Annotated in this window: 21 protein-coding genes; 10 read left to right on the top strand and 11 right to left on the bottom strand. The window is 75.3% G+C overall.

Annotated elements, in window-relative coordinates; translation table 11 throughout:
* Positions 1 to 40: 40 nt before the first annotated feature.
* The 4 genes from AC07FY_RS15620 to AC07FY_RS15635 form a co-directional block, all read right to left on the bottom strand.
* The gene (locus tag AC07FY_RS15620) at positions 41 to 532 is read right to left on the bottom strand and encodes an NUDIX hydrolase (RefSeq protein WP_479005955.1); all 492 of its coding nucleotides are present in this window, start codon (positions 530 to 532) and stop codon (positions 41 to 43) included.
* Positions 529 to 2,217 carry an apolipoprotein N-acyltransferase gene (gene lnt / locus AC07FY_RS15625; protein ID WP_479005958.1) on the bottom strand — a complete coding sequence of 563 codons (1,689 nt, stop codon included), beginning with the start codon at positions 2,215 to 2,217 and terminating at the stop codon, positions 529 to 531. Before lnt ends, AC07FY_RS15620 begins: the two co-directional genes overlap by 4 nt.
* 30 nt (positions 2,218 to 2,247) lie before the next feature.
* Positions 2,248 to 2,763, bottom strand: a complete 516-nt coding sequence (locus AC07FY_RS15630) for a hypothetical protein (protein ID WP_479005961.1) — start codon at positions 2,761 to 2,763, stop codon at positions 2,248 to 2,250.
* A gap of 406 nt (positions 2,764 to 3,169) precedes the next feature.
* Positions 3,170 to 3,964, bottom strand: coding sequence for a glutamate racemase (locus AC07FY_RS15635; RefSeq protein WP_479005963.1), 795 nt, complete (start codon positions 3,962 to 3,964; stop codon positions 3,170 to 3,172).
* 326 nt (positions 3,965 to 4,290) lie between these two features.
* On the opposite strand from AC07FY_RS15635, the gene AC07FY_RS15640 reads away from it, so the two are divergent.
* The 5 genes from AC07FY_RS15640 (at position 4,291) to AC07FY_RS15660 (ending at position 10,390) form a co-directional block, all read left to right on the top strand.
* Positions 4,291 to 5,469, top strand: a complete 1,179-nt coding sequence (locus tag AC07FY_RS15640) for a glycosyltransferase (protein ID WP_479005965.1) — start codon at positions 4,291 to 4,293, stop codon at positions 5,467 to 5,469.
* 246 nt (positions 5,470 to 5,715) lie between these two features.
* Positions 5,716 to 6,231: a DUF6643 family protein gene (locus AC07FY_RS15645; protein ID WP_479005968.1), complete on the top strand. Its 516-nt coding sequence runs from the start codon at positions 5,716 to 5,718 to the stop codon at positions 6,229 to 6,231.
* A 55-nt stretch (positions 6,232 to 6,286) separates the two neighbouring features.
* Positions 6,287 to 7,111 (top strand): MOSC domain-containing protein, encoded by an 825-nt coding sequence (locus AC07FY_RS15650; RefSeq protein ID WP_479005971.1) that lies wholly within the window; start codon positions 6,287 to 6,289, stop codon positions 7,109 to 7,111.
* A gap of 105 nt (positions 7,112 to 7,216) precedes the next feature.
* Positions 7,217 to 7,825: an Rv1733c family protein gene (locus tag AC07FY_RS15655; protein ID WP_479005974.1), complete on the top strand. Its 609-nt coding sequence runs from the start codon at positions 7,217 to 7,219 to the stop codon at positions 7,823 to 7,825.
* A gap of 102 nt (positions 7,826 to 7,927) precedes the next feature.
* Positions 7,928 to 10,390, top strand: a complete 2,463-nt coding sequence (locus AC07FY_RS15660; RefSeq protein WP_479005976.1) for a right-handed parallel beta-helix repeat-containing protein — start codon at positions 7,928 to 7,930, stop codon at positions 10,388 to 10,390.
* Here AC07FY_RS15660 and AC07FY_RS15665 read toward each other — a convergent pair.
* A complete protein-coding gene (locus tag AC07FY_RS15665) occupies positions 10,332 to 12,821 on the bottom strand; it encodes a hypothetical protein (protein WP_479005978.1) in 2,490 nt (829 codons plus the stop codon). The two genes, AC07FY_RS15660 and AC07FY_RS15665, sit on opposite strands and share 59 nt — an antisense overlap.
* Before the next feature lie 239 nt (positions 12,822 to 13,060).
* Between AC07FY_RS15665 and AC07FY_RS15670 the strand changes: the two genes are divergently transcribed.
* Complete coding sequence (locus tag AC07FY_RS15670; RefSeq protein WP_479005981.1) at positions 13,061 to 13,549, top strand: SRPBCC family protein; 489 nt, start codon at positions 13,061 to 13,063, stop codon at positions 13,547 to 13,549.
* A 17-nt stretch (positions 13,550 to 13,566) separates the two neighbouring features.
* Here the strand turns inward: AC07FY_RS15670 and AC07FY_RS15675 are convergent, their stop codons facing one another.
* Complete coding sequence (locus AC07FY_RS15675; RefSeq protein ID WP_479005983.1) at positions 13,567 to 14,742, bottom strand: PLP-dependent cysteine synthase family protein; 1,176 nt, start codon at positions 14,740 to 14,742, stop codon at positions 13,567 to 13,569.
* Positions 14,743 to 14,940: 198 nt separating this feature from the next.
* Between AC07FY_RS15675 and AC07FY_RS15680 the strand changes: the two genes are divergently transcribed.
* Positions 14,941 to 15,498 carry an ATP-binding protein gene (locus AC07FY_RS15680; RefSeq protein ID WP_479005986.1) on the top strand — a complete coding sequence of 186 codons (558 nt, stop codon included), beginning with the start codon at positions 14,941 to 14,943 and terminating at the stop codon, positions 15,496 to 15,498.
* A gap of 68 nt (positions 15,499 to 15,566) precedes the next feature.
* Here the strand turns inward: AC07FY_RS15680 and AC07FY_RS15685 are convergent, their stop codons facing one another.
* Together AC07FY_RS15685 and AC07FY_RS15690 are read right to left on the bottom strand one after the other, a co-directional pair.
* On the bottom strand, positions 15,567 to 16,829 hold the full coding sequence (locus AC07FY_RS15685; RefSeq protein ID WP_479005989.1) for an ROK family protein: 1,263 nt from the start codon (positions 16,827 to 16,829) through the stop codon (positions 15,567 to 15,569).
* 101 nt (positions 16,830 to 16,930) lie between these two features.
* Positions 16,931 to 17,584, bottom strand: coding sequence for an alpha-ketoglutarate-dependent dioxygenase AlkB family protein (locus tag AC07FY_RS15690; protein ID WP_479005992.1), 654 nt, complete (start codon positions 17,582 to 17,584; stop codon positions 16,931 to 16,933).
* Between the two features lie 37 nt (positions 17,585 to 17,621).
* On the opposite strand from AC07FY_RS15690, the gene AC07FY_RS15695 reads away from it, so the two are divergent.
* Positions 17,622 to 18,374 (top strand): maleylpyruvate isomerase family mycothiol-dependent enzyme, encoded by a 753-nt coding sequence (locus tag AC07FY_RS15695; RefSeq protein WP_479005995.1) that lies wholly within the window; start codon positions 17,622 to 17,624, stop codon positions 18,372 to 18,374.
* A 178-nt stretch (positions 18,375 to 18,552) separates the two neighbouring features.
* Positions 18,553 to 19,080, top strand: a complete 528-nt coding sequence (locus AC07FY_RS15700) for a hypothetical protein (protein ID WP_479005998.1) — start codon at positions 18,553 to 18,555, stop codon at positions 19,078 to 19,080.
* 169 nt (positions 19,081 to 19,249) lie between these two features.
* Here AC07FY_RS15700 and AC07FY_RS15705 read toward each other — a convergent pair whose 3' ends face one another.
* Entirely contained in the window at positions 19,250 to 20,242 is a 993-nt protein-coding gene (locus tag AC07FY_RS15705; RefSeq protein ID WP_479006001.1) for a spherulation-specific family 4 protein, read from the bottom strand.
* Between the two features lie 162 nt (positions 20,243 to 20,404).
* Positions 20,405 to 21,115, bottom strand: a complete 711-nt coding sequence (locus AC07FY_RS15710) for a TetR/AcrR family transcriptional regulator (RefSeq protein WP_479006003.1) — start codon at positions 21,113 to 21,115, stop codon at positions 20,405 to 20,407.
* A 153-nt stretch (positions 21,116 to 21,268) separates the two neighbouring features.
* Between AC07FY_RS15710 and AC07FY_RS15715 the strand changes: the two genes are divergently transcribed.
* Positions 21,269 to 21,727, top strand: coding sequence for a nitroreductase/quinone reductase family protein (locus AC07FY_RS15715; RefSeq protein ID WP_479006006.1), 459 nt, complete (start codon positions 21,269 to 21,271; stop codon positions 21,725 to 21,727).
* Positions 21,728 to 22,035: 308 nt separating this feature from the next.
* Here the strand turns inward: AC07FY_RS15715 and AC07FY_RS15720 are convergent, their stop codons facing one another.
* Positions 22,036 to 23,238 carry a geranylgeranyl reductase family protein gene (locus AC07FY_RS15720; RefSeq protein WP_479006353.1) on the bottom strand — a complete coding sequence of 401 codons (1,203 nt, stop codon included), beginning with the start codon at positions 23,236 to 23,238 and terminating at the stop codon, positions 22,036 to 22,038.
* Between the last annotated feature and the right edge of the window lie 194 nt (positions 23,239 to 23,432).

A 23,432-nucleotide genomic window follows, 5' to 3' on the forward strand; every position in this document is an offset into this window, starting at 1 on the left:
GCTGCCCCCGCCAGGGACCGTACGCGTCATCCCGTACGCGTCATTCGGTGGCCGTGGCCGTGGCCGGCGCCTCGAACCAGGTCGGCTCGTCGCGCAGGGCGCGGTGGACGCGGTCCAGGGCGAAGGGCTCCAGCGGCGGCAGGGCGTCCACCTCGAACCAGGCCACCTCCAGCGACTCGCTGTCGTTCACGCACGCCTCGCCGCCGGTCGCCCGGCAGCGGAAGGTGATGTCCTGGAACTGGCAGACATCGCCGTTGGGGTAGGTGATCGGCGCCAGCATCTGGACGAGCACCACGCGCTCGGGCACGCACCGCACCGCGGTCTCCTCGTACACCTCGCGCACGGCGGTCTCCGCGGGCTGCTCCCCCGGTTCGGCGATGCCGCCGATCACCGACCACCGGCCCGTGTCGGAGCGCCGGCCCAGCAGCACCCGGCCCCGGTCGTCGACGACGACGGCCGTCACGCCCGGCAGCAGGAGCAGCCGGTTCCCGGCCGTGGCGCGGATCTCGCGGATGAAGTCGGGTGTGGTCATCCCCCGACCCCAAGGCTCCCGCCGGCCGGCCGGTCGGCGCGCTGGTCGGCTCCCCGGCGGGCGCGGATGCGGCGGGCCGGAGTCCAGAGCGCACCGGCGGCGGCCACGAGGAGCAGCGCGTACTCGGGCAGCGGTCCGAGCCGGGTCGCGGGGGTCTCGGTGGAGCGCAGCGGGATCTCGGTGACCAGCGCGTCCGCCGTGAACAGGGCCGTCTGCCGCTCGACGGTCCCGTCGGGGCGGATCACCGCGCTCACCCCGCTGGTGACCGGCACGAGGACGGTCCGGCTGTGCTCGACGGCGCGGATCCGGTCCATGGCGAGCTGCTGGTAGGTCATCTGGCTGCGGCCGAAGGTGGCGTTGTTGCTCGGTACGGCGATCACCTGCGCGCCGGCCCGGACGGTGGAGCGGACGGCGTCGTCGAAGGCGGCCTCGAAGCAGGTGACCATGCCGACGCCGCTGCCGGCCATGTCGAAGACGCCGGGGTCCTTGCCGGGGCCGAAGTCGCGCTGGACCCGGTCCACGTCGGAGTTGAAGAGCCGGACGACGGAGCGCATCGGGATGCGCTCCCCGAAGGGCTGGATCTTGCGCTTGTCGTAGGTCGCGGTGGGGCCGCCCACCGGGTCCCAGAGGATCATCGTGTTGCGCAGCGGGCCGGTCTGCGGGGACACGACGGCGCCGATGGCCACGGGCACGCCGATCGCCTTGACCGCGTGGTCGATGACCTCGAAGGCGTCGGGCTGGGAGTACGGGTCGAGGTCCGAGGAGTTCTCCGGCCAGACCACGAAGTCGGGCTTGGGGACGCGGCCCGCCTTCACATCCTCGGCGAGCTGCTCGGTCCGCTTGGCGTGGTTGTCCAGCACCTGGCGGCGCTGGGCGTTGAAGTCGAGGCCCAGGCGCGGCACGTTGCCCTGGATCACGGCTGCGACGGCGGTGCCGTCCTCGGCGGCGTCGGAGACCAGCGGGCGGGCGGCGAGGCCCGCTCCGACGGGGGCCACGACGGTGAGCGCGGCGAGGGCGGCGGCGGCCCGGCGGGGGTGGTCCAACGCGGTGCGCAGCGCTTCGTACAGCCCGAATCCGCACAGGGCCACGGCGAAGGAGAGCAGCGGGGTGCCGCCGAGCGCGGCGAGCGGGGTGAAGACGCCGTCGGCCTGGCCGAAGGCGAGCTTCCCCCAGGGGAACCCGCCGAAGGGGACGCGGGCGCGCAGGGCCTCGCCCGCGACCCAGACGGCCGCGGCGAACACCGGCCAGGCGGGAAGCCTGCTCACGAGGGCGATCCCGAGGCCGGTGAGGCCGATGAAGACGGCTTCGAGTGCGGCCAGCGCCAGCCAGGGCACGGGGCCGACCTCCTCCCCGGTCCAGACGAGGAGCGGCAGCAGGTAGCCGAGGCCGGCGAGGAGCCCGAGGCCGAAGCCGGCCCGGGCGCGGCGCCCGCGCAGGCAGGCCGCGAGCAGCGCGAGGGCGAGGGGGGCCAGCCACCACAGGGGGCGGGGCGGGAAGCTGAGGTAGAGCAGCACGCCGGCGAGGGCGGCGAGCAGGGAGCGCAGCAGCCAGGCGGCCTTCCGCTTCCCGGCCCCGGCGGAACCGGCGGAGGAGGGCGCCACGGTTTCCGCGGCGGGTGCTGCCGGGACTGCGGCGGAGGGGTCCGCGGGCTCGTTCCCGGCCGCGCGGGTGACACTGCTGCTCATCTGGCGGAGTGTACGTCGTGCAGCCGGATGTCAGCGGGCAAGGGCCCGCAGGTGGGCGCGGATGACACGGACGGCGTTCTCCGCGTCGTCGACGGTGACCGTGAAGAGCCGGCCGTCCTCCAGCCTCAGTTCCAGCCCCTCGCCCCGCCGGACGATGATCGCGGTGCCCTTCTCGGGGCGCCAGCGGTAACCCCAGCCGCCCCAGTGCGTGGGGGTGATCCCCGGGAGGAAGTCGGCGGACGCCACCTCTGCGAGCGGGATCGTGCGGCGCGGCAACCCGACGTGGCCGCAGCGGACCACGACGGCCTCGGAGTCCACGGTGACGGCGACGTGCACGAAGGCGAGGGTGCCGTAGAGGATGAGCAGCCCGGCGGCGAGGCAGCCGACGACGGACATGAGCAGCGGCGTGGCGGCGTCGGCCCAGGTGTCGTCGACGGCGAGGTGGACGCCGAGCGCCAGACAGGCCGCGCCGGCCGCGGCGAGCAGCCACTGCGCACGGTTGGAGGCCCGTCCCGTCCAGAGCGGACCCGGGGGGTGACCGGTCATGTGAAGCAGCGTACTCACGTTCCGCATGTGCGCCACCGCCTCTCGCCCGGTCGGTCGACCCAGCGCACCCGCCCGGGGTGACCTGGGGCGGGATGCTGCACGCCGAGATCCGGATGGGGGACGCGGCGGCCCTGGACCGCCGGGCCTCCGGGCGGGGCGGTCGGGGTCTACGCATCCGCGGTACCGCCACCGTGGATAGGGTGGCGCGTTCACGCGGGCGACGTACGGAAGACGACACGATGACCAGGGTGGCGACCCGTCCCACGCGGATCGACCGGGCGGTGGGGGCCGTCCTGGGCTCGGCGGCGGGCGACGCGCTGGGGGCGCCGGCTCCCTCGCCCGGCGCCTGGCAGCGGGCAGCGGCGCGTAGGCCGGGGAGCGCAGGGGGGGCCGGGGTTGCCGCTGGTCAGCCGAGGACGGCGTCGCGGCCCGCGAGCAGGCGGCCCTCCGCGTACCCGAGGGCGGCGGCCGGCAGTGCGCCGGGGCGGCCGCTGCGCAGGACGGTCAGGCCGCCGGTGGCGGGCAGGCCCGGCTCCGGCCGGGCGCCGATCCGGCGCAGCGCCTGGACGGCGACCGGCTCGGCGGATCCGTGGAAGGCCAGCCCGGCCGCCGTCCGCGTCCGCGCGGCCAGCGCGGCCCGGATGGCGGTCTCGACCAGCTCGTAGTGCGTGCAGCCGAGCACCACGTCGGTGACGTCGGCCGGGGTCAGCGCGGCGGCCGCGGTCACGGCGGCCGTCACGGCGTCGCCGTCGGCGGCCTCCACCGCGTCCGCCAGGCCCGGGCACGGCACCTCGGTGACCTGGACCCCGGCGGCGAACGCGCCGATCAGCCCGCGCTGGTAGGGGCTGCCGGTCGTGGCGGGGGTGGCCCAGATGGCCACCCGGCCGCCGGCCGCCGCGGCCGGCTTGATCGCGGGCACGGTTCCGATGACCGGGATACCGGGCTCCAGTTCGGCCCGGAGGGCCGGCAGGCTGTGCACCGAGGCGGTGTTGCAGGCGACGATCAGCGCGTCGGGGCGGTGCGCTGCGGCGGCCCGGGCGACGTCGAGGGCCCGTCCGGTGAGGTCGTCGGGCGTCCGCGGACCCCAGGGCATGCCGTCGGGGTCGGAGGACAGCACCAGCTCGGCGTCCGGCCGCAGCCGCCGCACCGCCGCGGCCGCAGCGAGCAGGCCGATTCCGGAGTCCATGAGCGCGATCTTCACCCGCCCACCTTAGTCGACACCCCCCACGGGACCCCCGAAAGCCCCCGGGAAGCCGGTCCCGCACCTGCCCCCGCCCCGGACTCCCGTACCGCACCGCCCCGCGGCTCCCCGGCGGGCGGTCCGGCATCGGGCGGCGCAGCGGACGGGCCGTATGCCGAGCAACGGTCCGGCATCGCGCCGCGCAGCCGACAGGCCGTATGCCGCGCAGCGGACGGGCCGTGTGCCGCGCAGCGGTCCGGCATCGCGCTGCGCAGCCGACAGGCGGACACGCGGCCGTCCCCCGCCGGGTGCGGGACACCTCCCGCGGGGCGCGGCACACTGCCGCCATGGGCACCCTCCTCGCCGCCTGTGCGGCCTACGCCTCACTCGCCGCCTGGCTCTTCCTCGCGTTCGGCCGGAGCATGTTCTGGCGCACCGACGTCCGGCTGCCCGCGCGCACCGCCCCCGCGCGCTGGCCCTCCGTCGCCGTGGTCGTCCCGGCCCGGGACGAGGCCGGGGTGCTGCCGCGGAGCCTGCCCTCCCTGCTGGCCCAGGACTATCCGGGCGACGCCGAGGTGATCCTGGTCGACGACGGCAGCACCGACGGCACCGGCGCCCTCGCCCAGCGCCTCGCCCACGAGCAGCCCGGTCTCCGACTCACCGTCACCTCCCCCGGTGCCCCGCCCCCCGGCTGGACCGGCAAGCTCTGGGCCCTGCGCCACGGCATCGTGCTCGCCCGTACCGCGCACGCCGCCGAACCCGAGTACCTGCTCCTCACCGACGCCGACATCGCGCACGAGCCGGACAGCCTGCGCGAGCTGGTCTCCGCCGCGACCTCCGCCGACCTCGACCTCGTCTCCCAGATGGCGCGGCTGCGCGTCGCCGGCGGGTGGGAGCGGCTCGTCGTACCGGCCTTCGTGTACTTCTTCGCCCAGCTCTACCCCTTCCGCCGGGTCAACCGCCCCGGCAACCGCACCGCCGCCGCGGCCGGCGGCTGCGTCCTGCTGCGCACCGAGGCCGCCGTCCGCGCGGGCGTGCCCGACGTCATCCGCCAGGCCGTCATCGACGACGTGTCCCTGGCCCGCGCGGTGCAGCGCACCGGCGGCCGGATCTGGCTGGGCCTCGCCGAGCGGATCGACAGCGTGCGCCCGTACCCCGCGCTCGGGGACCTGTGGCGGATGGTCTCGCGCAGCGCCTACGCGCAGCTGCGCCACCAACCGGTCCTGCTCGCCGGGACCGTCGCGGGTCTGGTGCTCGTCTACCTCGTACCGCCGGCCGCCCTCCTGTCCGGGCTCGCGTCCGGGCGGCCGGCGACCGCGTGGGCCGGCGGCCTGGCCTGGCTCCTGATGGCGGGCACCTACCTGCCGGTGCTGCGGTACTACCGGCAGTCCCCGGCGCTCGCTCCGCTGCTTCCGTTCACGGCGCTGCTGTACCTGCTGATGACCGTCGATTCGGCCGTGCAGCACTACCGGGGCCGCGGGGCGGCCTGGAAGGGCCGCACCTACGCCCGTCCCAGCGACGCCTGAGACCGCGAACTCCTGCCCGGGGCAACGTCATCCGAGGTCACCGGATTGTGACGCTGCGTCAACACCAAGTCGGTGCATGGCACAACCGGTGGGTACGAGTACGTACAAGCTCGGGCGGAAGCGGCGAATCGTGCACGTGGACGCCAAGTGAAAGGTGCCATTCTGACCTGCGAATATGCAGGTCAGGACGGGGTTGACGACACTTCGCTATGGACCCGGTGAAGCCGTGGGCTTAACTTAGGTCCCATGACCTCCCCCCGCTCCACTTATGGCGGCGGTTACTACTCCGCGCCCTCCTTCCCGGACACCCCCATCTACGACTCGCTCGTCGCCGAACGCGGCACTCCGCAGATCGCCCCGATCCGCGTTCCGGCCGCCTACGAGGCCCCGAGCTCCGGGTATGCGAGCGGCGGGTATGCGACCGGCGGGTACCTGCCGGCCCTCGCGTCCTCCCTGCCCGCGCTGCCCCCGGCGATGCCGCAGCAGCAGGCCCCGGCGTACGGCTACCCCTACCAGCAGCAGGCCGCGCCGCAGCCCATGCCGCTGAGCCAGGCACCCGCGCCGTACATCCCCCAGCAACAGGCGGTGCGCGGCGGGTACGTGCCGCAACCCCAGCCGCAGCAGCCCCGTCCGGTCGCCACGACCACCGGGTACGAGGCCATGCGCCCGGCGGCGCCGCGGCCGATGCAGGCTCCGGCGCCGGTCCCGGCCGCCGCGTACGACGACCCGTACGGCCGCCCGTACCAGGGACGCAGCTACTGACCGGTCCTCGGATATCCGCCGCGGCCGCCGCGGGCGCGGCTGGCAGGATGCTCCCATGTCGAACTTGCACGTCCAGGCGCTTCACGTCCATCCCGTCAAATCGGTAGCGGGGGCCGCTCCCGACGAGGTGGCCGTGGAGCCCTGGGGTCTGTCCGGGGACCGCCGGTGGGCGCTCGTCGACGCGTGGGGGGCGGTCGTCACACAGCGCGAACAAGCTCGGCTGACCCTGGCCTGGGCCCGCCCGGCGGACGGGGGCGGCATCGTGCTGTCCGCACCCGGCATGCCGGACCTCGGCGTGGAGGTGCCCGGACCCGCGCCGTCGGAACCGGTCCGGCTGTTCGGGAAGAAGGTCGAGACGGTGGCCGCGTCCAGCACCGCGGCCGACTGGTTCAGCACGTACCTCGGGGCGCCGGTGCGACTGGTGCATCTGGACGACCCGGCCGTACGGCGGCCCGTGGACCCTCGGTACGCGCTGCCCGGTGAGACGGTGAGCCTGGCCGACGCCTACCCCGTGCTGCTCGCGACGACGGCCTCGCTGGACGCGCTCAACGCGTGGATCGCCCAGGGGGAGCATCCGGCGGAGGGCCCGCTGCCCATGACCCGGTTCCGGCCCAACCTGGTCGTCGCGGGGGCGGAGGCGTGGGCGGAGGACGGCTGGCGGCGCATCGCGATCGGCGACGCGGTGTTCCGCGGCGTCCGGGAGTGCGGCCGGTGCGTCGTCACCACGATCGACCCGCTGACGGCGGAGCGGGGCAAGGAGCCGCTGCGGACCCTGGCCGCGCACCGGCGGATCGGCACGTCCCTGGCCTTCGGCCGGCAGCTGGTGCCGGTGCGGCCGGGCACGATACGCGTCGGCGATGAGGTCCGCGTTCTGGAATGACACCTTCGGGGGGCTCTGCCCCCGGACTGGAACCACCGGTGCGACCACACCGTTGGATCAGTCAGGACAGGACGGATGGCTGGCGTGGGCAGGGGGAGCCGGACCGTGTGGACAGCAATGGGCGTGTGGCGCTGGCGGCGCAATCCGCTGCGCCGGCCGACCGATCTCTTCGAGGCGTGGGTGGCGTTCGCGGCGCTGCTCTGCGTCCTGCTGGTGGCTCCGGCCATCGGCTGCGCGGCGGGCGTACAGGTGGACGGGACACTGCAGCGGGCCGTGCTCGCGCAGCGGCAGGAACGGCATCTCGTACCGGCGGTCGTCGTCCGGCCGGCCGGGGAGCCGGGGGACGGCTCGGGCGAGGCGTCGGCGCACCGGACGGCCCCGTCCCGGACGCGGGTGGTGGCCGCGTGGACGGCGCCCGACGGCAGCACCCACCAGGGGACGGTGCCCGCCGCGGAGGAACCGCCGCGCCCCGGCGAGCAGTTCCGGATATGGACCGACGCGCGCGGCAGGCTGGTCGGGCAGCCGCTCGACCCGGACGTGGCCGCGCTCCACGCGGCGGTGGCGGGCCTGGCCGCGGCACTCGCGGCCGCTGCGCTGGCCGAGACGGTCCGGCGCCTGGTCGTACGGAGGCTGGTGCATCGGCGGTACCTGGACCTGGACCGTGCCTGGGCGGCGGCGGGGCAGGACTGGGGCCGGGCAGGCGCGGGCAGTTGACCTGGCAACTCGGGGGCCCCGCGCGCGCTACGGTGGACCGGCCAGACCAGAGCGGGCGCATCGGCGGCCCGGCGAGTACGAGGGCGGGGGCACGACAGCACCATGGCTCAGGGCACGGTCCAGGTGACGCACGGCGGGGCCTCGCGCTGGCGGCGCCGCTCCGGTGAATATCCGACGCTGGCCGCGGCCCTGGCCGTCGCGGGCGACGGGGACGTGCTGTCCCTGTCCCCCGGCACCTACCGGGAGAACCTGGTGCTGGACCGTGCCGTGACCCTGCGCGGTCCCGAGGGCGGGCTGGGCTCGGTGCGCATCGCCCCGCCCGACGGGGTCGCGCTGACCGTGCGCGCCTCCGCCGTGATCCAGGACCTGCACCTCGAGGGCCAGGACCGGGCTGCTCCCGCGCTGCTCGTCGAGGACGGCGCCCCCGAGCTCACGGACCTGCGCGTGAGCACCCGCTCGGCGGCCGGCATCGAGGTGCGCGGCAGCGGCGCCCGGCCCCTGGTGCGGCGGTGCACGGTGGAGAACCCGACGGGGGTCGGCATCTCCGTACTGGACGGCGGCGGAGGGGTGTTCGAGGAGTGCGAGGTGGTGGCCGCCGGCCAGACCGGGATCTCGGTGCGCGGCGGCGCCCGCCCGCGCCTGGAGCGCTGCCGGGTCCACCACGCGACGGGCGCGGGCATCGGCGTCACCGGCGAGGGCTCCGTCCTGGAGGCGCTGGGCTGCGAGGTGTATGAGATCAAGGGCAGCGGGGTGCAGGTCGCCGCCCGGGCCACGGCCCGGCTCACGGACTGCTCGGTCCACCGCACCTCCGCCGACGGGGTAACGCTCGACACCGACGCGGCACTCACCCTGGCCGGCTGCGACATCCACGACATCCCCGAGAACGCCGTCGACCTGCGGTCCCGGGCGGTGCTCACCCTGAGCCGGACGACGGTGCGCCGCTTCGGCCGCAACGGCCTGTCGGTGTGGGACCCGGGGACCAGGGTCGACGCCGAGGGCTGCGAGATCCACGACAGTACGGGCGACTATCCGGCGGTGTGGATCAGCGACGGCGCCACCGCCTCGCTGGACTCCTGCCGGGTCCACGACGTGCCGGACGCCCTGTTCGTGCTGGACCGGGGTTCACGGGTCGACGTGGTCGACAGCGATCTGTCCCAGGTGCGCAACACGGCGGTGTCGGTCAGCGACGGGGCCACCGCCCAGCTCGACGACTGCCGGATCCGCGAGGCGGCCACCGGGGCCTGGTTCCGCGACCACGGCAGCGGTGGCACTCTGGCCAACTGCACCATCGACGCCGTGCAGACCGGTGTGATCGTCACCAAGGGCGCCGACCCCACCGTGGAACGGTGCACGGTCACCTCCCCCGCCGAATCCGGCTTCTACGTGTCGGCGGGCGGCCGCGGCAGCTTCACGGCCTGCCGGGTGACGGGCAGCGCCGGCTTCGGTTTCCACGTCCTCGACGGCTGCCGCACCACCCTCGCCCGCTGCCACACCGAGCGCTGCGCGCGCGGGGGGTACGAGTTCCCGGAGGACGGGCCGGTCGCCGAGGGCTGCACGGGTGACGAGTCCGGTCCGCGGCCGGTGACGCAGGCCGCCCCGGGCGGCGCCTTCGCCGGGGCGCGGGCGGAGCTCCGGACGGCCGGGGCGGCGCAGAGCCCTCCGCCGCGTGCGGCGGAGGTCCCCCCGGCGCGGACGGGGGAGGCGGCGGAGGGCCAGGGCGGGGCCCCGGCGCCCGCGCGCGGCTCCGGCGAAGTGCTGGGCCAGCTCGACCAGTTGGTGGGCCTGGACAGCGTCAAGCGCGAGGTGCGCGCGCTGACCGACATGATCGAGGTGGGCCGGCGGCGGCAGCAGGCGGGCCTGAAGGCCGCTTCGGTGCGCCGGCACCTCGTCTTCACCGGCTCCCCCGGCACGGGCAAGACCACGGTCGCCCGGCTCTACGGGGAGATCCTCGCCTCGCTCGGAGTCCTGGAGCGGGGGCACCTGGTGGAGGTGTCGCGGGTGGACCTGGTCGGTGAGCACATCGGGTCCACGGCGATCCGTACGCAGGAGGCCTTCGACCGGGCACGCGGCGGGGTCCTGTTCATCGACGAGGCGTACGCGCTGGCGCCCGAGGACTCGGGCCGGGACTTCGGGCGCGAGGCGATCGACACGCTGGTGAAACTGATGGAGGACCACCGGGACGCGGTGGTGGTGATCGTCGCGGGGTACACGGCGGAGATGGAGCGGTTCCTGACCGTGAACCCTGGTGTCGCCTCCCGCTTCTCCCGGACCATCACCTTCGGCGACTACGGCCCCGCGGAGCTGCTGCGGATCGTGGAGCAGCAGGCGGAGGAGCACGAGTACCGGCTCGGGGAGGGCACGGCCGAGGCGCTGCTCGGCTATTTCACGGAGCTTCCCAAGGGTCCGGGCTTCGGCAACGGGCGCACCGCGCGCCAGACCTTCGAGTCGATGGTCGAGCGGCACGCCGGGCGGGTGGCGCAGCTGCGCGAGCCCAGTACGGACGAGCTCACCCTGCTGTTCCCGGCGGATCTGCCGCCCCGGCCGGCCCAGCCCGCCCCTTGCTGAGCCGCTGCCCGGGCACGTCCCCGGCCGCCTGACCCGGCGCGTCCCCGGCGGCCCGGCCCGGACTCCGCCCCGGGGGTCCGCAGGGGACGGTACGCCCGCCCGGCGGCTCGGGGCCGAGGCGGGCGAGCAGTGCGTCGCGTTCGGCGGCGAAGGCAGGATCGGCCTGGTAGTCGGAATGGCCGAGGATCGGCGCCGGCAGCGGGTGGCGGGTGCTGCGGCCGTAGGCGAGCGGGTCGGCGAGCGGGCCGCGGTCCACGTCCTGCGCGGCGCCGGGGAGCACCGGCCCCCCGATGGGGTCGGTGGCCCGCCACAGGTTGCGCCAGCAGTCGAGCTCGTGGTGGAGCGCGGTGAGCGGGCCCGGACCGAAGCAGGCCGGGAACCAGCGGCCGTAGAGCCGGCCGAGCGGCGACCCGTAGGTGAGCAGGGCGACCTTGCGGCGCACCGGCGGCGGCAGCTGCCAGACGGCCGCGGCGGCGAGCACACTGCCCTGGGAGTGACCGGAGATCACCAGGCGTCCTCCGGTACGACCGGTCCACGCCGTCATCCGCCAGGTCAGATCGGGTACGGCCCGCTCGGCGTAGCAGGGCGGCGCGAAGGGGTGGGCGGCGCGCGGCCAGAAGGTGCCGACGTCCCACAGGATGCCGATGGTGCGGCGTGCGGCGGGATCCCGGTAGGCGCGCCGACCCCAGGTGACGAACAGGACGAAGCCGAGCCCGACGAGCCAAGAGCCGGTGTCCTGCGCCGCCCGGGCGGCGCCCTCCAGGAGCGGGCCGTGCCCGCGGGCCGCCTCGCCCGGGACCCGCCCGCCGAGCCACGCTCCGGCGAGTGCCCCCGCGCCGAGCAGCAGGGTGGTCCCCGAGACGGCCGCCACGAACCAGGGCGCCGAGTCGGTGAGCGCGGCGGCGGCCCGAGCCCCGGCGATCCGGCGGCTCCGCGACCGGTCGGGCACCTCCCCCGGATACTCGGCGGCGACGGTCGCGGCCAGCGCGCGCGTGGCCCGGGCTCCGCGCCCCGCGAAGCACGCGGCGAGCAGCGCGAGGACGAGGAGGAGCGGGGGCAGCACGGCGGCCTGCCAGGACAGCAGCACGGGCGGGCCGGGCAGCGGCGCCCCGGCCATCCCCGGGGTGGCGCCCCCGTCCAGCCAGTCGGCGACGCGCTGGGCGACCCCACCGGTCATGACCCCGCCGAGCGCACAGCCCAGCATGGCGATGGCGGGCCCGCCCAGGCCGTGCAGGGCGGCGGCCGGATCGGGGGCACGGCGGTGCAGGCCGGCGGCGACCGCGGCCAGGGCGAGCACGCACAGCCCCTGGCCGAGCATGAGCACGCCGAAGGCGGCGTCACCGGGGAGCCGCCCGGCGGAGGTCCAGCCGGGGCGCGACCAGCTGGCGTACAGGAGGACCGCGGCGAGGAGCACCAGGGCGGCGCCGGGCAGCAGGGTGACGGCGGCCCCGTCGAGCCGGTGGTCGGGCCGGGCCTCGCTGCGGCCACGCCGGCAGACCACCCAGGCCACGACGAGCGCCGCCGAGGCGAGCAGCGCCGTCAGGGTCCAGCCGGCCGCTTCGAGTGCCGGGGCTCCGGCGGCGCGGTCGTGGCGGGCGGCGGGTACGGCGACGGCCGCGGCCACCGTGAGCAGCCCGGCGGCGGTGTGGGCGGCGCGCAGCCTGGCAACGATCCGCCGGCCGTACCAGAACCCCGGCCGGCCGAGGTCGGGCGCGGTGTCCGAGGCGTTGTCCGGGTCGGGGGCGCCTAGGGGCGGCGGCTGGGACTCGTAGGCGCTCCACGTCCGGTTCGAGAGGTACCAGAGCAACCCCGTCAGGGCGGCGGGCACCAGCGCGCCGAGGGCGAGCCGGCGCCCTGGCTGGGCCCACCAGCCGCCGTCCGCGAGGAAGCCCAGCCAGGGGTGGTCGCCGGTGCAGGCCCGGGAGCCGGCGCACTGCCAGGCGAGCAGGTCCAGCGCGACCTCGCAGGCGGCCGCGATCAGCAGCACGGTCAGGCTGAGCGCGAGGACCCGTACCAGCACCCCGTAGGTGCGGACCGCGCGCGGGGCGGGATCGGCGGCGGGCGTGGCCGGCCGGGCCCAGTGGGCGAGGTTGACGACCATGAAGGGCAGGAGCAGCAGCCACAGGGCGCGGGCGCCGTTGCCGGAGGTCAGGCGGGACCAGCAGTAGACCTCGGGCACGGGCCGCCCGGCGTACCGCTCGGGCCGGGCCTCGGCGTCGGCGTCCTCGGTACGGCGGAAGACGGCGGCGGTGGAGTCCCCGGTGACGCGCACGGTGCGCGGGTCGCCGAGCAGCTCGGCGGGGGCGGCGCCGGCTACTCCGTGGACCAGCAACTCGAGGGCGAGGGGCGGGGGCCAGGCCGGACGCGGGGGTGAGGGTGACGGAAGCCCAGGGGTCTGAGAGGTGTCAGGGGTGTGAGGGGTCTCCTGCATCTCCGGCGGCTCCGGTACGGCTGGCTCCGCTCGCGGGGGCGGGGGCGGGGATCGGCGCGGATCCCAGCATCCCGCGCCCCGGGGACCGTGGCCAGGGGCGCGCGGGACGCGCCCGGGAAAATCCGCTCCGCGCCGGACACCTGACGATCAGCCAGCTAAGGTGACCCGCGCGCCCGTTCGACACCAGCCGCCCGGCACCCCGTACGCTCCGCCGTTCGCACCCACGGGAGGTACCGCCCATGGTTCGCCGACTCCGCCCGGTGGGGCTGGACTTCATCGAGACGGCGCCGGTGCGGCTCGTCCACACCGCCCGGACGGCGGCGCCGCCGGAGGCGGTGTACCGGGCGCTGGCCGACGACGTCGAGGGCTGGCCCCAGTGGTTCGGGGCGGTCACGCTGGCCCGCCCCACGCACGGCCGCGCGGGCCGGGAGGTCCGGCTGCGGGGCGGGGTGAGGTTCCAGGAGACCGTCATGGCGGCGGATCCGGAGCAGCGGTACGCCTACCGGGTGGACGAGACCAACGCGCCCGGCGTGCGGGCCCTGCTCGAGGAGTGGCGGCTGACGCCCGCCGGGCCGGGCACGCACGTGCGGTGGACCTTCGCCGCGGACGGCCCGGCCCCCTTCCGGCTGGCCCTGAGGGCCGCCCGCCCGGGACTGGGCCGCTCCTTCCGCACCGCGGTCCGCGCCCTGGACCAGCGCCTCGCCGCCCGCCGCCCGTCCGGCCGGTGACGCACTGGGCCCTGTCGTCAGGAGGCGGACGGCTCGCGCCAGACCCCGGTCGTCAGCAGGGTGTCGATGGTCTTCGCGTACGGGGCGATGTCGATGCGCTGCTGCGCCAGCCAGGCGTCCGAGTAGTACTTGTCCAGGTAGCGGTCGCCCGGGTCGCAGAGGAGCGTGACGACACTGCCCTTGCGGCCGTCGGCCACCATCTCCGAGACGATCTTCAGGGCGCTCCACAGCCCGGTGCCGGTGGAACCGCCCGCCTTGCGCCCCATCGCCGCCTCCAGGGCCCGGCAGGCGGCGACGCTCGCCGCGTCCGGGACCTTCATCATGCGGTCGACGGCGCCCGGGACGAAGCTCGGCTCCATGCGCGGCCGTCCGATGCCCTCGATGCGCGATCCGCAGTCGCTGCTCGCGTGCGGGTCGTTGTTGGTCCAGCCGTCGAAGAAACAGGAGTTCTCCGGGTCCGGGACGCATACGCGGGTGTCGTGCTGCATGTAGTGCACGTAGCGGGCGATGGTCGCGGAGGTGCCCCCGGTGCCGGCCGTGGCCACGATCCAGGCGGGCTCGGGGTACCGCTCCAGGCGCAGCTGCTGGTACATCGACTCCGCGATGTTGTTGTTGCCGCGCCAGTCGGTGGCCCGTTCCGCGTAGGTGAACTGGTCCATGTAGTGGCCGCCGGTGCGGGCGGCGAGCTCCGCCGACTCCTCGTACATCTTCATCGGGTCGTCCACGAAGTGGCAGGCGCCGCCGTGGAATTCGATCAGGCGGCACTTCTCCGGGCTGGTGGTGCGCGGCATGACGGCGATGAACGGGACGCCGATCAGCTTGGCGAAGTACGCCTCGGACACGGCCGTGGAGCCGGAGGACGCCTCGATCACCGGGCGGTCGGGGCGGATCCAGCCGTTGCACAGCGCGTAGAGGAACAGCGAACGCGCCAGGCGGTGCTTGAGGGAGCCCGTGGGGTGGGTGGACTCGTCCTTGAGGTAGAGGTCGATGCCCCACTCCTCGGGGAGCGGGAAGCGCAGCAGGTGGGTGTCCGCGGAGCGGTTGGCATCGGCCTGGACCTTGCGGACGGCTTCTTTCAGCCAGCCGCGGTAGTGCGCGTCGCTGCGGTCGACGTCGAGGGTCGTGGCGGTCGTACCGGTGCTTCCGGTGCTTCCGGTGGTGTCTGTCGTCCCGCTGGTGCCGATGGTGCTCATGCGCCCTGCTCCTTCGTGCGTGTACCCGCCCCCCGCTTTCGCAATGTACCTCCCTCACCTGCACAAACCGTCACTTTGGGTTTCCATGCGGATCGCTTTTGGTCGCTTTCGGTTGCACTGCGGGGCACTGTGGGTGACCCTGGTGGAGCATTACCGAGGGTGCAGCACCCGTAACACTCATGTCGGGGAGTCGCAGCCGTGATCAGTCATTCCAGAAGGCACTGCGTCGTCGAACTGCAGGCCTTGCCGGCGCGTATCGGACAGATCCGCCGGATCGTTTCCGCCCAGTTGCGCCACTGGCAGCTCGATCCGCTCATCGACCGGGCCGCGCTCGGTGTGACGGAACTGCTCAGCAACGTCCACCGCCACGCGCTGCCGGACAAGACCTGCACCGTGGAGATCGAGTTCCGCCTCGGCCGGCTCACGGTCTCGGTCATCGACAGCGATCCGAGGCTCCCGGTGCTCCGGGAGGCGGCCCTGGACGCGCTGGACACGCTCGACACCTGCGGCCGCGGGCTGGCGCTCGTGGAGGCGGTCAGCGAAGCCTGGGGCGCCCGGCACCAGACGGACGGACCGGGCAAGGTGGTCTGGTTCTCCCTGACCGCGGCGCCCGCGCCGGTGGCCGCGCCCCGCCCGGTGCGGATCACGACCAAGCCCGTACGGGAACCCGCCCGGACCGCACTCGTCACCGCGGACCCGGCTGCCGTCTCGGCCGGCATCTCGGTGGCGGCGCCGGTCGGCGCCGGGCCCGGCTAGGGCGTGTCTTTCGGATCAGGCCGCCCGGCCTGATCCGAAAGGCACGCCCGTGCCAGGCGCCCGGCCGGCTACGCCGCCGGGCCCAGGGCGCCCAGCGGGTCGTCCAGCACCGGCTGCCACGCCAGCTCCGCCGCACCGACCAGGCTGTTGTGGTCCAGGGTGCACGGCAGGATCGGCACGCTCCCGCTGCGTCCCCACAGGCTGCGGTCCGCGACCACCGCCCGCAGCCGTTCGGGATCGGCGTGCAGCAGCTCCCGGTGCAGCCCGCCGAGGATGATCCGGTCGGGGTTCAGGATGTTGACCAGCCCGGCGAGACCGAGCCCGAGCCGGTCGATGAGCTCCTCGGCGGCAGCCCGTACCGACGGCTGCGCATACTCCCCGCGCAGCAGGTCCCGCGCTTGCTGCAGCAGCGAGACCTCGGGCCCGGGGCTGCGGCCCGCCGCGGTGAGGAAGGCCAGCGGGTCGGCCTCCACGTCCAGGCAGCCGCGGCTGCCGCAGTGGCAGGCCCGCCCCTCGGGGTTCACGGTGAGGTGCCCGACCTCCAGGGCCAGGCCGGAACTCCCGCTGTGCAGGCGGCCGTCGAGCACCAGCGCCCCGCCGACCCCGCGGTGCCCGGTGGCCACGCACAGCAGGTGCTGCGCGCTGCGCCCGGCGCCGTGCCGGTGTTCGGCCAGGGCGGCGAGGTTGACGTCGTTGCCGGTCAGGGCCGGTCCGTCGATCCCGGCGGCCTTCACGCACTGTGCGAAAACGGCCCGTACGGGAGACCCGGCCGGCCAGGCCAGGTGCAGCGGGTTCAGCGCCGTGCCCTCCGGCTCCGCGACGGCCGAGGGGACCGCGAGGCCGGCGCCGACGCAGCGCCGCCCGGTCTGCGCGAGCAGCTCGGCTCCCGCCTCCACCACCGCGCCCAGCACCTGCGCCGGATCGGCGGAGACGGTCACCTTGCCCGGGGCGGTGGCCACGATCCGGCCGCCGAGGCCGACCAGCGCCGCCCGGAACCCGTCGGGGTGCACCTGCGCGGCCAGCGCCACGGGGCCGTTCTCGGCCACGGAGAGCCGGTGCGAGGGGCGGCCCTGGGTGCCGCCCGCGCCGCCGGGCCGCGAGTCGACGCGGATCAGCCCGAGCGCCTCCAGCTCGGCCGCGACCGCTCCGGCAGTCGCACGGGTGACGCCCAGCTCCGCGGTCAGGACGGCCCTGGTCGGGGCCCGGCCGGTGTGGACGAGCTCCAGCGCCGGGCCGAGGGCGCCGCGGCCGCGCTCGAGTCTGGTCCTCGCGGAAGCCGTGGACACCGTGGTCACATCCCCCACCCCCGGCGGGGCCCCGTTGCCGTTCATGCACCCGATCCTCGCATGATCGGAGGGTGCCGGACGCCTCCCGCCAGGCCCCGTCGGCAAAGTCCCGCCTGGCCCGACCCGCGCCACTTTGACGACAGGACCTAGCCCAGCCCGCCGACCCGGAGCGTGATGTTCAGCCGGCCGGTGAGCCCCAGCTCCCGCGGGCCCGTGCCCGGCAGGACCTTCGGCACCCCGTGGTAGGCCAGTCGGCTCGGTCCGCCGAAGACGAACAGGTCACCGCTGCGCAGCCGCACGTCCTCGTAGGGACGGCCGCGCGAGGCGGTGTTCCCGAAGCGGAAGACACAGGTGTCACCCAGGCTGAGCGAGACCACGGGCGCCCCGGAACGCTCCTCGGCGTCGCGGTGCATGCCCATGCGGGAGTCGCCGTCGTAGAAGTTGATCAGGGCGATGTCGTAGACGACCTCCTGCCCCGGCGGCTCCCCGTACGCGGCGGCCACCGCCTCCCGCCCGAGGTCGGCGAGCCAGCCGGGCATCGGCTTGACCGGGGTGCCGTCGCCGTCGACGGCGGTGCGGGCGTAGGCGTACGGATACCAGTGCAGGCCGAGGCACACCTGCCGGGCGGTCATCGTGCCGCCCCCGGGCGTGCGCACCGTGCGCAGGCCCGCCGGGGGCAGGGCCCAGGCCCGGCAGGCGGCCAGCAGCTCCCGCTGCCGCGCGGCTTCCAGCCAGTCGGGCACGTGCACGGCGCCCGGCGCGATCTCGGTCCGCTCCCGCGGGAAGAGTTCCCCGTCCATACCTTGATTGTCGCGGACCGGCTGACAGACTTCCCGCATGGAGATCATCGAATTCGTGAAGACCTTGGAGCGGGAGGGTGAGCTGCTCTCGGAGCTCGCGGAACGGGCGGGTACGGACGCCCCCGTACCGACCTGCCCGCAGTGGCGGGTCGCCGATCTGCTCCGGCACACCGGCTCGGTCCACCGCTGGGCGACCGCTTTCGTCGCGGAGGGGCGGCGCGACCCGTTCCCGTTCCCGGAGGCGCCCGAGCTGGCGGACGCGGAGCTGCCGGCCTGGTTCCGCGAGGGGCACGCCGACCTGGTGCGGACCTTGGAGCAGGCTCCGGCGGACGTGCAGTGCTGGACCTTCCTGCCGACGGCCCCGCCCTCGCCGCTGGCGTTCTGGGCGCGGCGGCAGGCGCATGAGACGGCCGTGCACCGGATGGACGCGGAGGCGGCGCTGGGCGGCGCGTTCCCGTCGGTGTCGCCGGTCGCGCCGGAGTTCGCCGAGGACGGGGTGGACGAGCTGCTGACCGGCTTCCACGCGCGGCCGCGCAGCCGGATGCGGACCCCGGAGCCCCGGGTGCTGCGGATCAGGGCCTTCGACACGGGTGCGGTGTGGACCGTACACCTCTCGGCCGAGCCGGCCCGTACGGTGCGGGGCGCCACGGACGACCCGGTCGACTGCGAGGTGTCGGGCGAGGCGGCCTGGCTGTACGCGGCCCTGTGGAACCGGCTGCCCCTGGCGGGGCCGGGGGTCACCGGGGACCTGGCGCTGGCGCGGCTGTGGAGCGAGACAGCCGGGATCTGAGACGACCGGCCAGCGCCGGGCCGGGGTGGCGCGGGGCCGAGGGGCCGAAGGGAGCCGAGGGGCCGAAGGGGGTCGAGGGGGATGCCGGCCGGGCCCGCGGGCGGCGGTGGGCGGGGCTGCGCGGCGGGCCGCGACCGGCGGGTAGGGTCGGCCGCTCCGACGATCATGGGGGTAGCAGATGTTCCTTTCCACCGCGCGGAGCGCCACGGTGCTGGCGGTCGCCCTGGCGGCGTTCACCGTCTCCTGCGGCGCGGACCCGGCAGCCGCGCCCCCCGGCGCGCCCGCGTCGTCCTCTCCGGCACCCGCCGCGTCCTCCGCCCCGGCCTCCGCGCCCGCCTCGCCCCCCGCCTCCGCCTCCGCCTCCGCCTCGGCCTCGGCCTCGGCTCCCGGCTCCGTACCGGCCGAGAAGGTGCGGGACGCGTTCGCCGGGCTCCAGGCGACGCTGGACGACACCTGCACGCCGGCGCAGTGCGCCTACTTCCTGAACCGGGTCTACGACGAACTCCACCGCCTGGACCGGGCGATGAAGGCGGACCCGAAGGGGCCCGGCCACTTCCCCGAGCCCCTCGCACTGATCGCCAAGCTCGACGGCGAACTGGGCGGCGACCGGTCCTTCGAGAACCTGAAGAAGCACCAGGCGTCGCTGATCGGCACCCGGGACAAGATCAACACGTGGATGCAGGGGCACCCGGACGACTACCGCTGATCCGCCCGGGAGGGCCGCACGCTCCCGGGGCGCGCGCCCGGCGCGCTCGGCGACGGCCTCGGGGCGTCGGTTCGCCGGCAAGGCCCGCTGCGACGGTGACGGTGAGGGCCCGGAAGCGGCGCCTCCCGCGGATCAAGACCGGTCGTCCATCAGCCGGGGTGCCCGGCGGTCAGCCGACGGTTGCGGCGTGCTCGGTCTGGCTGCGGAAGTGCCACGAGGGGCCGGTGTTCCAGGGATTGGGCATCGCGGCGCTGGTCGCGTACGCGTAGCCCGCGCCCCGGTCGAAGGCGGTACGGAGGGTGGAGCGCATCGCGCCGGCGTCCGGAACCCCGTGCACCAGGTGCCAGAACGCCGTTCCGTCGGGGTCGAGCTCAGTGCCGGCGCGGTAGCCCTTCAGCGGATCGAAGACGTTGCCGCCGAGCCAGCCGCCGCCGGTGTAGGCGGCGTGGGTGTCCTCGTAGGTGACGAAGACGTCCGCGGTCCGGTGGCCGGGCTCGAGGAAGCAGTCGGCTATGGCCGTACCGGGGTTGTTGACCACGAGGCCGTCGACGGCGGGGTCGGTGGCGCTCAGGGCGTCCTCGACGTAGCGGCGGAGGTCCGCGTAGTGGTCCCGCGTGGCGTTGTCCGGACCGCAGTCGCGGCTGACGACGTCGAAGAAGATGCCGTCGACGTGGAGGCGGCCGTCGGGGGACTTGAGGTAGTTGTCGACGGAGGTCCTGACGGCGGCGGCGTCGCGGTTGCCGTGGTCGGTGTGGACGTAGCCGAGCACCTTGGTCCTCTCGCCGGTGGCGGTGGTGCCGCCGCGCAGGGCGTCGGCCCGGGCCCGCCAGGCGGCGTCGAAGGGGGCGTCGCCGTTGCCGGGGTTGAGGACCACGACGGAGGCGGCCGGACCGGTGGCGGTGAGGTCGGCCAGCATGCGGTCGTTCGCCCAGACGTACGCGGGAACCCCGACCTCCAGGCCCCGCACGCCGGGCATCCGCGGTACGGGAGGCTCGGTGGGGGTGGGCGCGGGTGGGAGCGAGGGCGTCTTCGCGCGGGCCCGCGCCGGGTCCTCGCCGCCGGCCGCGGCCGGCGCCGTGGCGGCGGGGGACGGGGCGGGCGACGGGGCGGCGAGTAACGCGGTGACAAGAACCGCGTACAGGGCCTTCGCGGCGCGACGCATGAACGTTCCTCCGGCGGCGGCTGGGAGTTCGACCCGAGGAACACTAGACGGGCGGCGGTTCCTTCAAGGCTGAACCGCCTGCATTCGTCGGACAAACAGAAGAGCGACGTGTCGCCGCATCGCGTGAATCCGCGCCGGAACCGGCCAGGTTCACCTCACCCGTCACCGCTCCTCTCCTACGGCGGGCAGCCCCACCCCGTGCGCCAGCCGGCCCGCGGCGTGCGTGAAGAAGACGGCCCGGTCCTCGACCACCTTGTGGAACTGACCGAACACCTCGAAGGAGATCAGGCCGACCAACTGAGCCCAGGCGGCGACCAGCGCGGCGGTGACCTCCGGGGGCAGGCCCTCGGCGAAGTCGGCGGTCATCCGGGCGGCTTCGGGGCGCAGGGCCGCCGGCAGCGGGGGCAGAGCCAGGCCACGGCCCTCGTAGGCGGCACGGAGGACCGCGATGAGCGTATGGCCGACCCGGGAGGCGGGGCCGACGGTGTCGGCGGGAGCGCTGTAGCCGGGGACGGGGGAACCGTAGATGAGCGCGTACTCGTTCGGATGCTCCAGCGCCCAGGCGCGGACCGCCTCGCAGACGGCGACCCAGCGGGCGCGGGGCTGCGCACCGGCTGCGAGGGCCCGGGCGTCGGCGTCCTCGGCCGCGGCGCCGACGCTGTCGTACGCGTCGACGATGAGCGCGGTGAGCAGCTCGTCCCGGCTGGGGAAGTAGCGGTAGAGGGCGGAGGAGACCATGCCGAGCTCGCGGGCGACGGCGCGCAGGGAGAGTTTGGCGGCGCCTTCGGCCCCCAGCATGCGGCGGGCCTCGTCCTTGATGGCGGCGGTGACCTCGATGCGGGCCCGTTCGCGGGCCCCTCGCACGGTGTTCATGGGCGCAGTCTGCCACGGGACGGAGCACTGCCCCACAATCGGAGCGACGCACTCAACCGAGAGCGCTGCTCTTGTTTTGGAGCACCGATCCGTGCACACTGGTCTCAGACGAGAGCACTGCTCTCCCTTTGGATCACCGCACCGGAGGACACCATGACCGCGCCCAGCCCGTACTACGCCCAGGCAGGCCGCTTCGCCACCCGCCTCAACTCGGTGCTCGGCAAGCTGGCGCGTATCGGCATCAGCCTCGCCGGTACCGCAGAGCTGTCGGTTCGCGGCCGCACGTCCGGCGTGATGCAGCGGATCCCGGTCAACCCGCACACCTTCGAGGGCGGGCAGTACCTGGTCTCCGCCCGCGGCCACTCCCAGTGGGTCCGCAACATGCGGGCGGCCGGCGGCGGCGAGCTGCGCGTGGGCCGCAAGGTGCGCGCCTTCACCGCCACCGAGGTCACGGACCCCGGCCGGCAGGCCGCCGTCCTGCGCGCCTACCTGGAGAAGTGGGGCTGGGAGGTCAACCGCTTCTTCCAGGGGGTCACCGCCGGCTCCTCCGAGGCGGAACTCCGATCGGCCGCGGCCGACCACCCCGTCTTCCGCATCACGGTCGCGAACTGACCATCCCCGGGCCGCCCGCCTATGCGGCCGGCCGCCGGCCGTGCACGCCGCCGCCCGGCCGTGCCGCGCCGCCGGCGGCATGGACCCGGAACCGGCAACCGGGGGCACGGCCGGGCCGACGGCACACGGCCCGGCCGGCCGGCCTCGGCCCCGACCGAGACGACAGGGCCGCCGGGCGACCGGAACCCGCCCCGACGCCGGGCCACGAGCCGCAACCGTCTCCCACCGTGCCGGGCCGTGCCGAGCTGTTCCGAACCGTGTCGTCCGGCCCTGTCGCCTGGCCCAGGCCCTGCCGCCGAGGGACTCCGCTAGGCCCTGTCGGCCCCGCCGCTGCGGACCGCCTGCCTCGCGTCCAGTGCCTGCAGGGCCCTGCGCGCCAGCGGATACGTACGCACCAGATCGGCCAGCGTGGTCGATCCCCGGGTGATCCGGGCGAAGGCCCGCCACGCCGGCCGGAAGCCGGTGATCACCGCGTGGAGCAGCCCCGGCCGGGCCTCGAAGAGGGCCAGCATCCGCCGGCCGACGCCCATCTCCACGCCCAGGCCCGCCTTCACGGCGAAGGCGTAGTTGAGCGCCTGGCGGCGCGCGTCCACGGCGTCCTGCGCCTCGGAGATCTTCACCGCCCACTCTCCCGCCAACCGGCCGGAGCGCAGCGCGAAGGAGATGCCCTCCCGGGTCCACGGCTCCAGCAGTCCGGCGGCGTCGCCCGCCACCAGCACCCGGCCGCGCGACAGCGGCGAATCGGGCTTGCGGCAGCGGGTCAGGTGCCCGGAGGACACCGCCGGCTCGAATCCGGCGAGTCCAAGCCGGGCGATGAAGTCGTCCAGGTACCGCTTGGTCGCGGCGCCCTCGCCCTTGGCGGAGATGACGCCCACCGTGAGGGTGTCGCCCTTGGGGAAGACCCAGCCGTAACTGCCGGGCAGCGGGCCCCAGTCGATCAGGACCCGGCCCTTCCAGTCCTCCGCGACCGTGTCCGGGACGGGGATCTCCGCCTCCAGGCCCAGGTCGACCTGCTCCATCTCGACCCCGACGTGCGCGCCGATCCGGCTCGCGCTGCCGTCCGCCCCGACCACGGCGCGGGCCAGCACGGTCTCCCCGTCGGCGAGCACCACGGCGACGGTGCGCCGGTCGGGCACGGCCGCGCCGTGCTGTTCCACGCGGGTCACCGCTGTGCCGGTACGGACGGTCGCGCCGGCCTTCTCGGCCTCGGCGACCAGTGCGGCGTCGAACTCCGGCCGGTTGATCAGCCCGAACAGCATCCGCTTGGAGCGCCGGGTCCGGCTGAGCCTTCCCTCCAGCGAGAAGGTCACCGCGTGGATGCGGTCCTTGAACGGCAGCACGAAGCCCGGCGGCAGGGCGTCGCGCGAAGGCCCGATGATGCCGCCGCCGCACGTCTTGTACCGGGGCAGCTCGGCCTTCTCCAGCAGCAGGACGCGCCGGCCCGCCGTCGCCGCCGCGTACGCCGCCGAGGATCCGGCCGGGCCGGCCCCGACCACGACGACGTCCCACACTTCGCCGGGCTCCCCGCTGTCCCCGGCCACCTCGTCCGCCACCTCGGCCACTCCGTCGACCGTCCCACCGGCCGTCTCGCCCGCCGTCTCGCCGGTCACCTCGTCGGCCATCTCGCCGTCCGTCCCCCGTGCGGCGTCCCGCGCGTGTGCGTCGCGTACGTCGTCGCTGTCGCTGTCGCTGCTCACGATGTGCT

This window comes from Streptomyces sp. NPDC045967 (assembly GCF_056430495.1).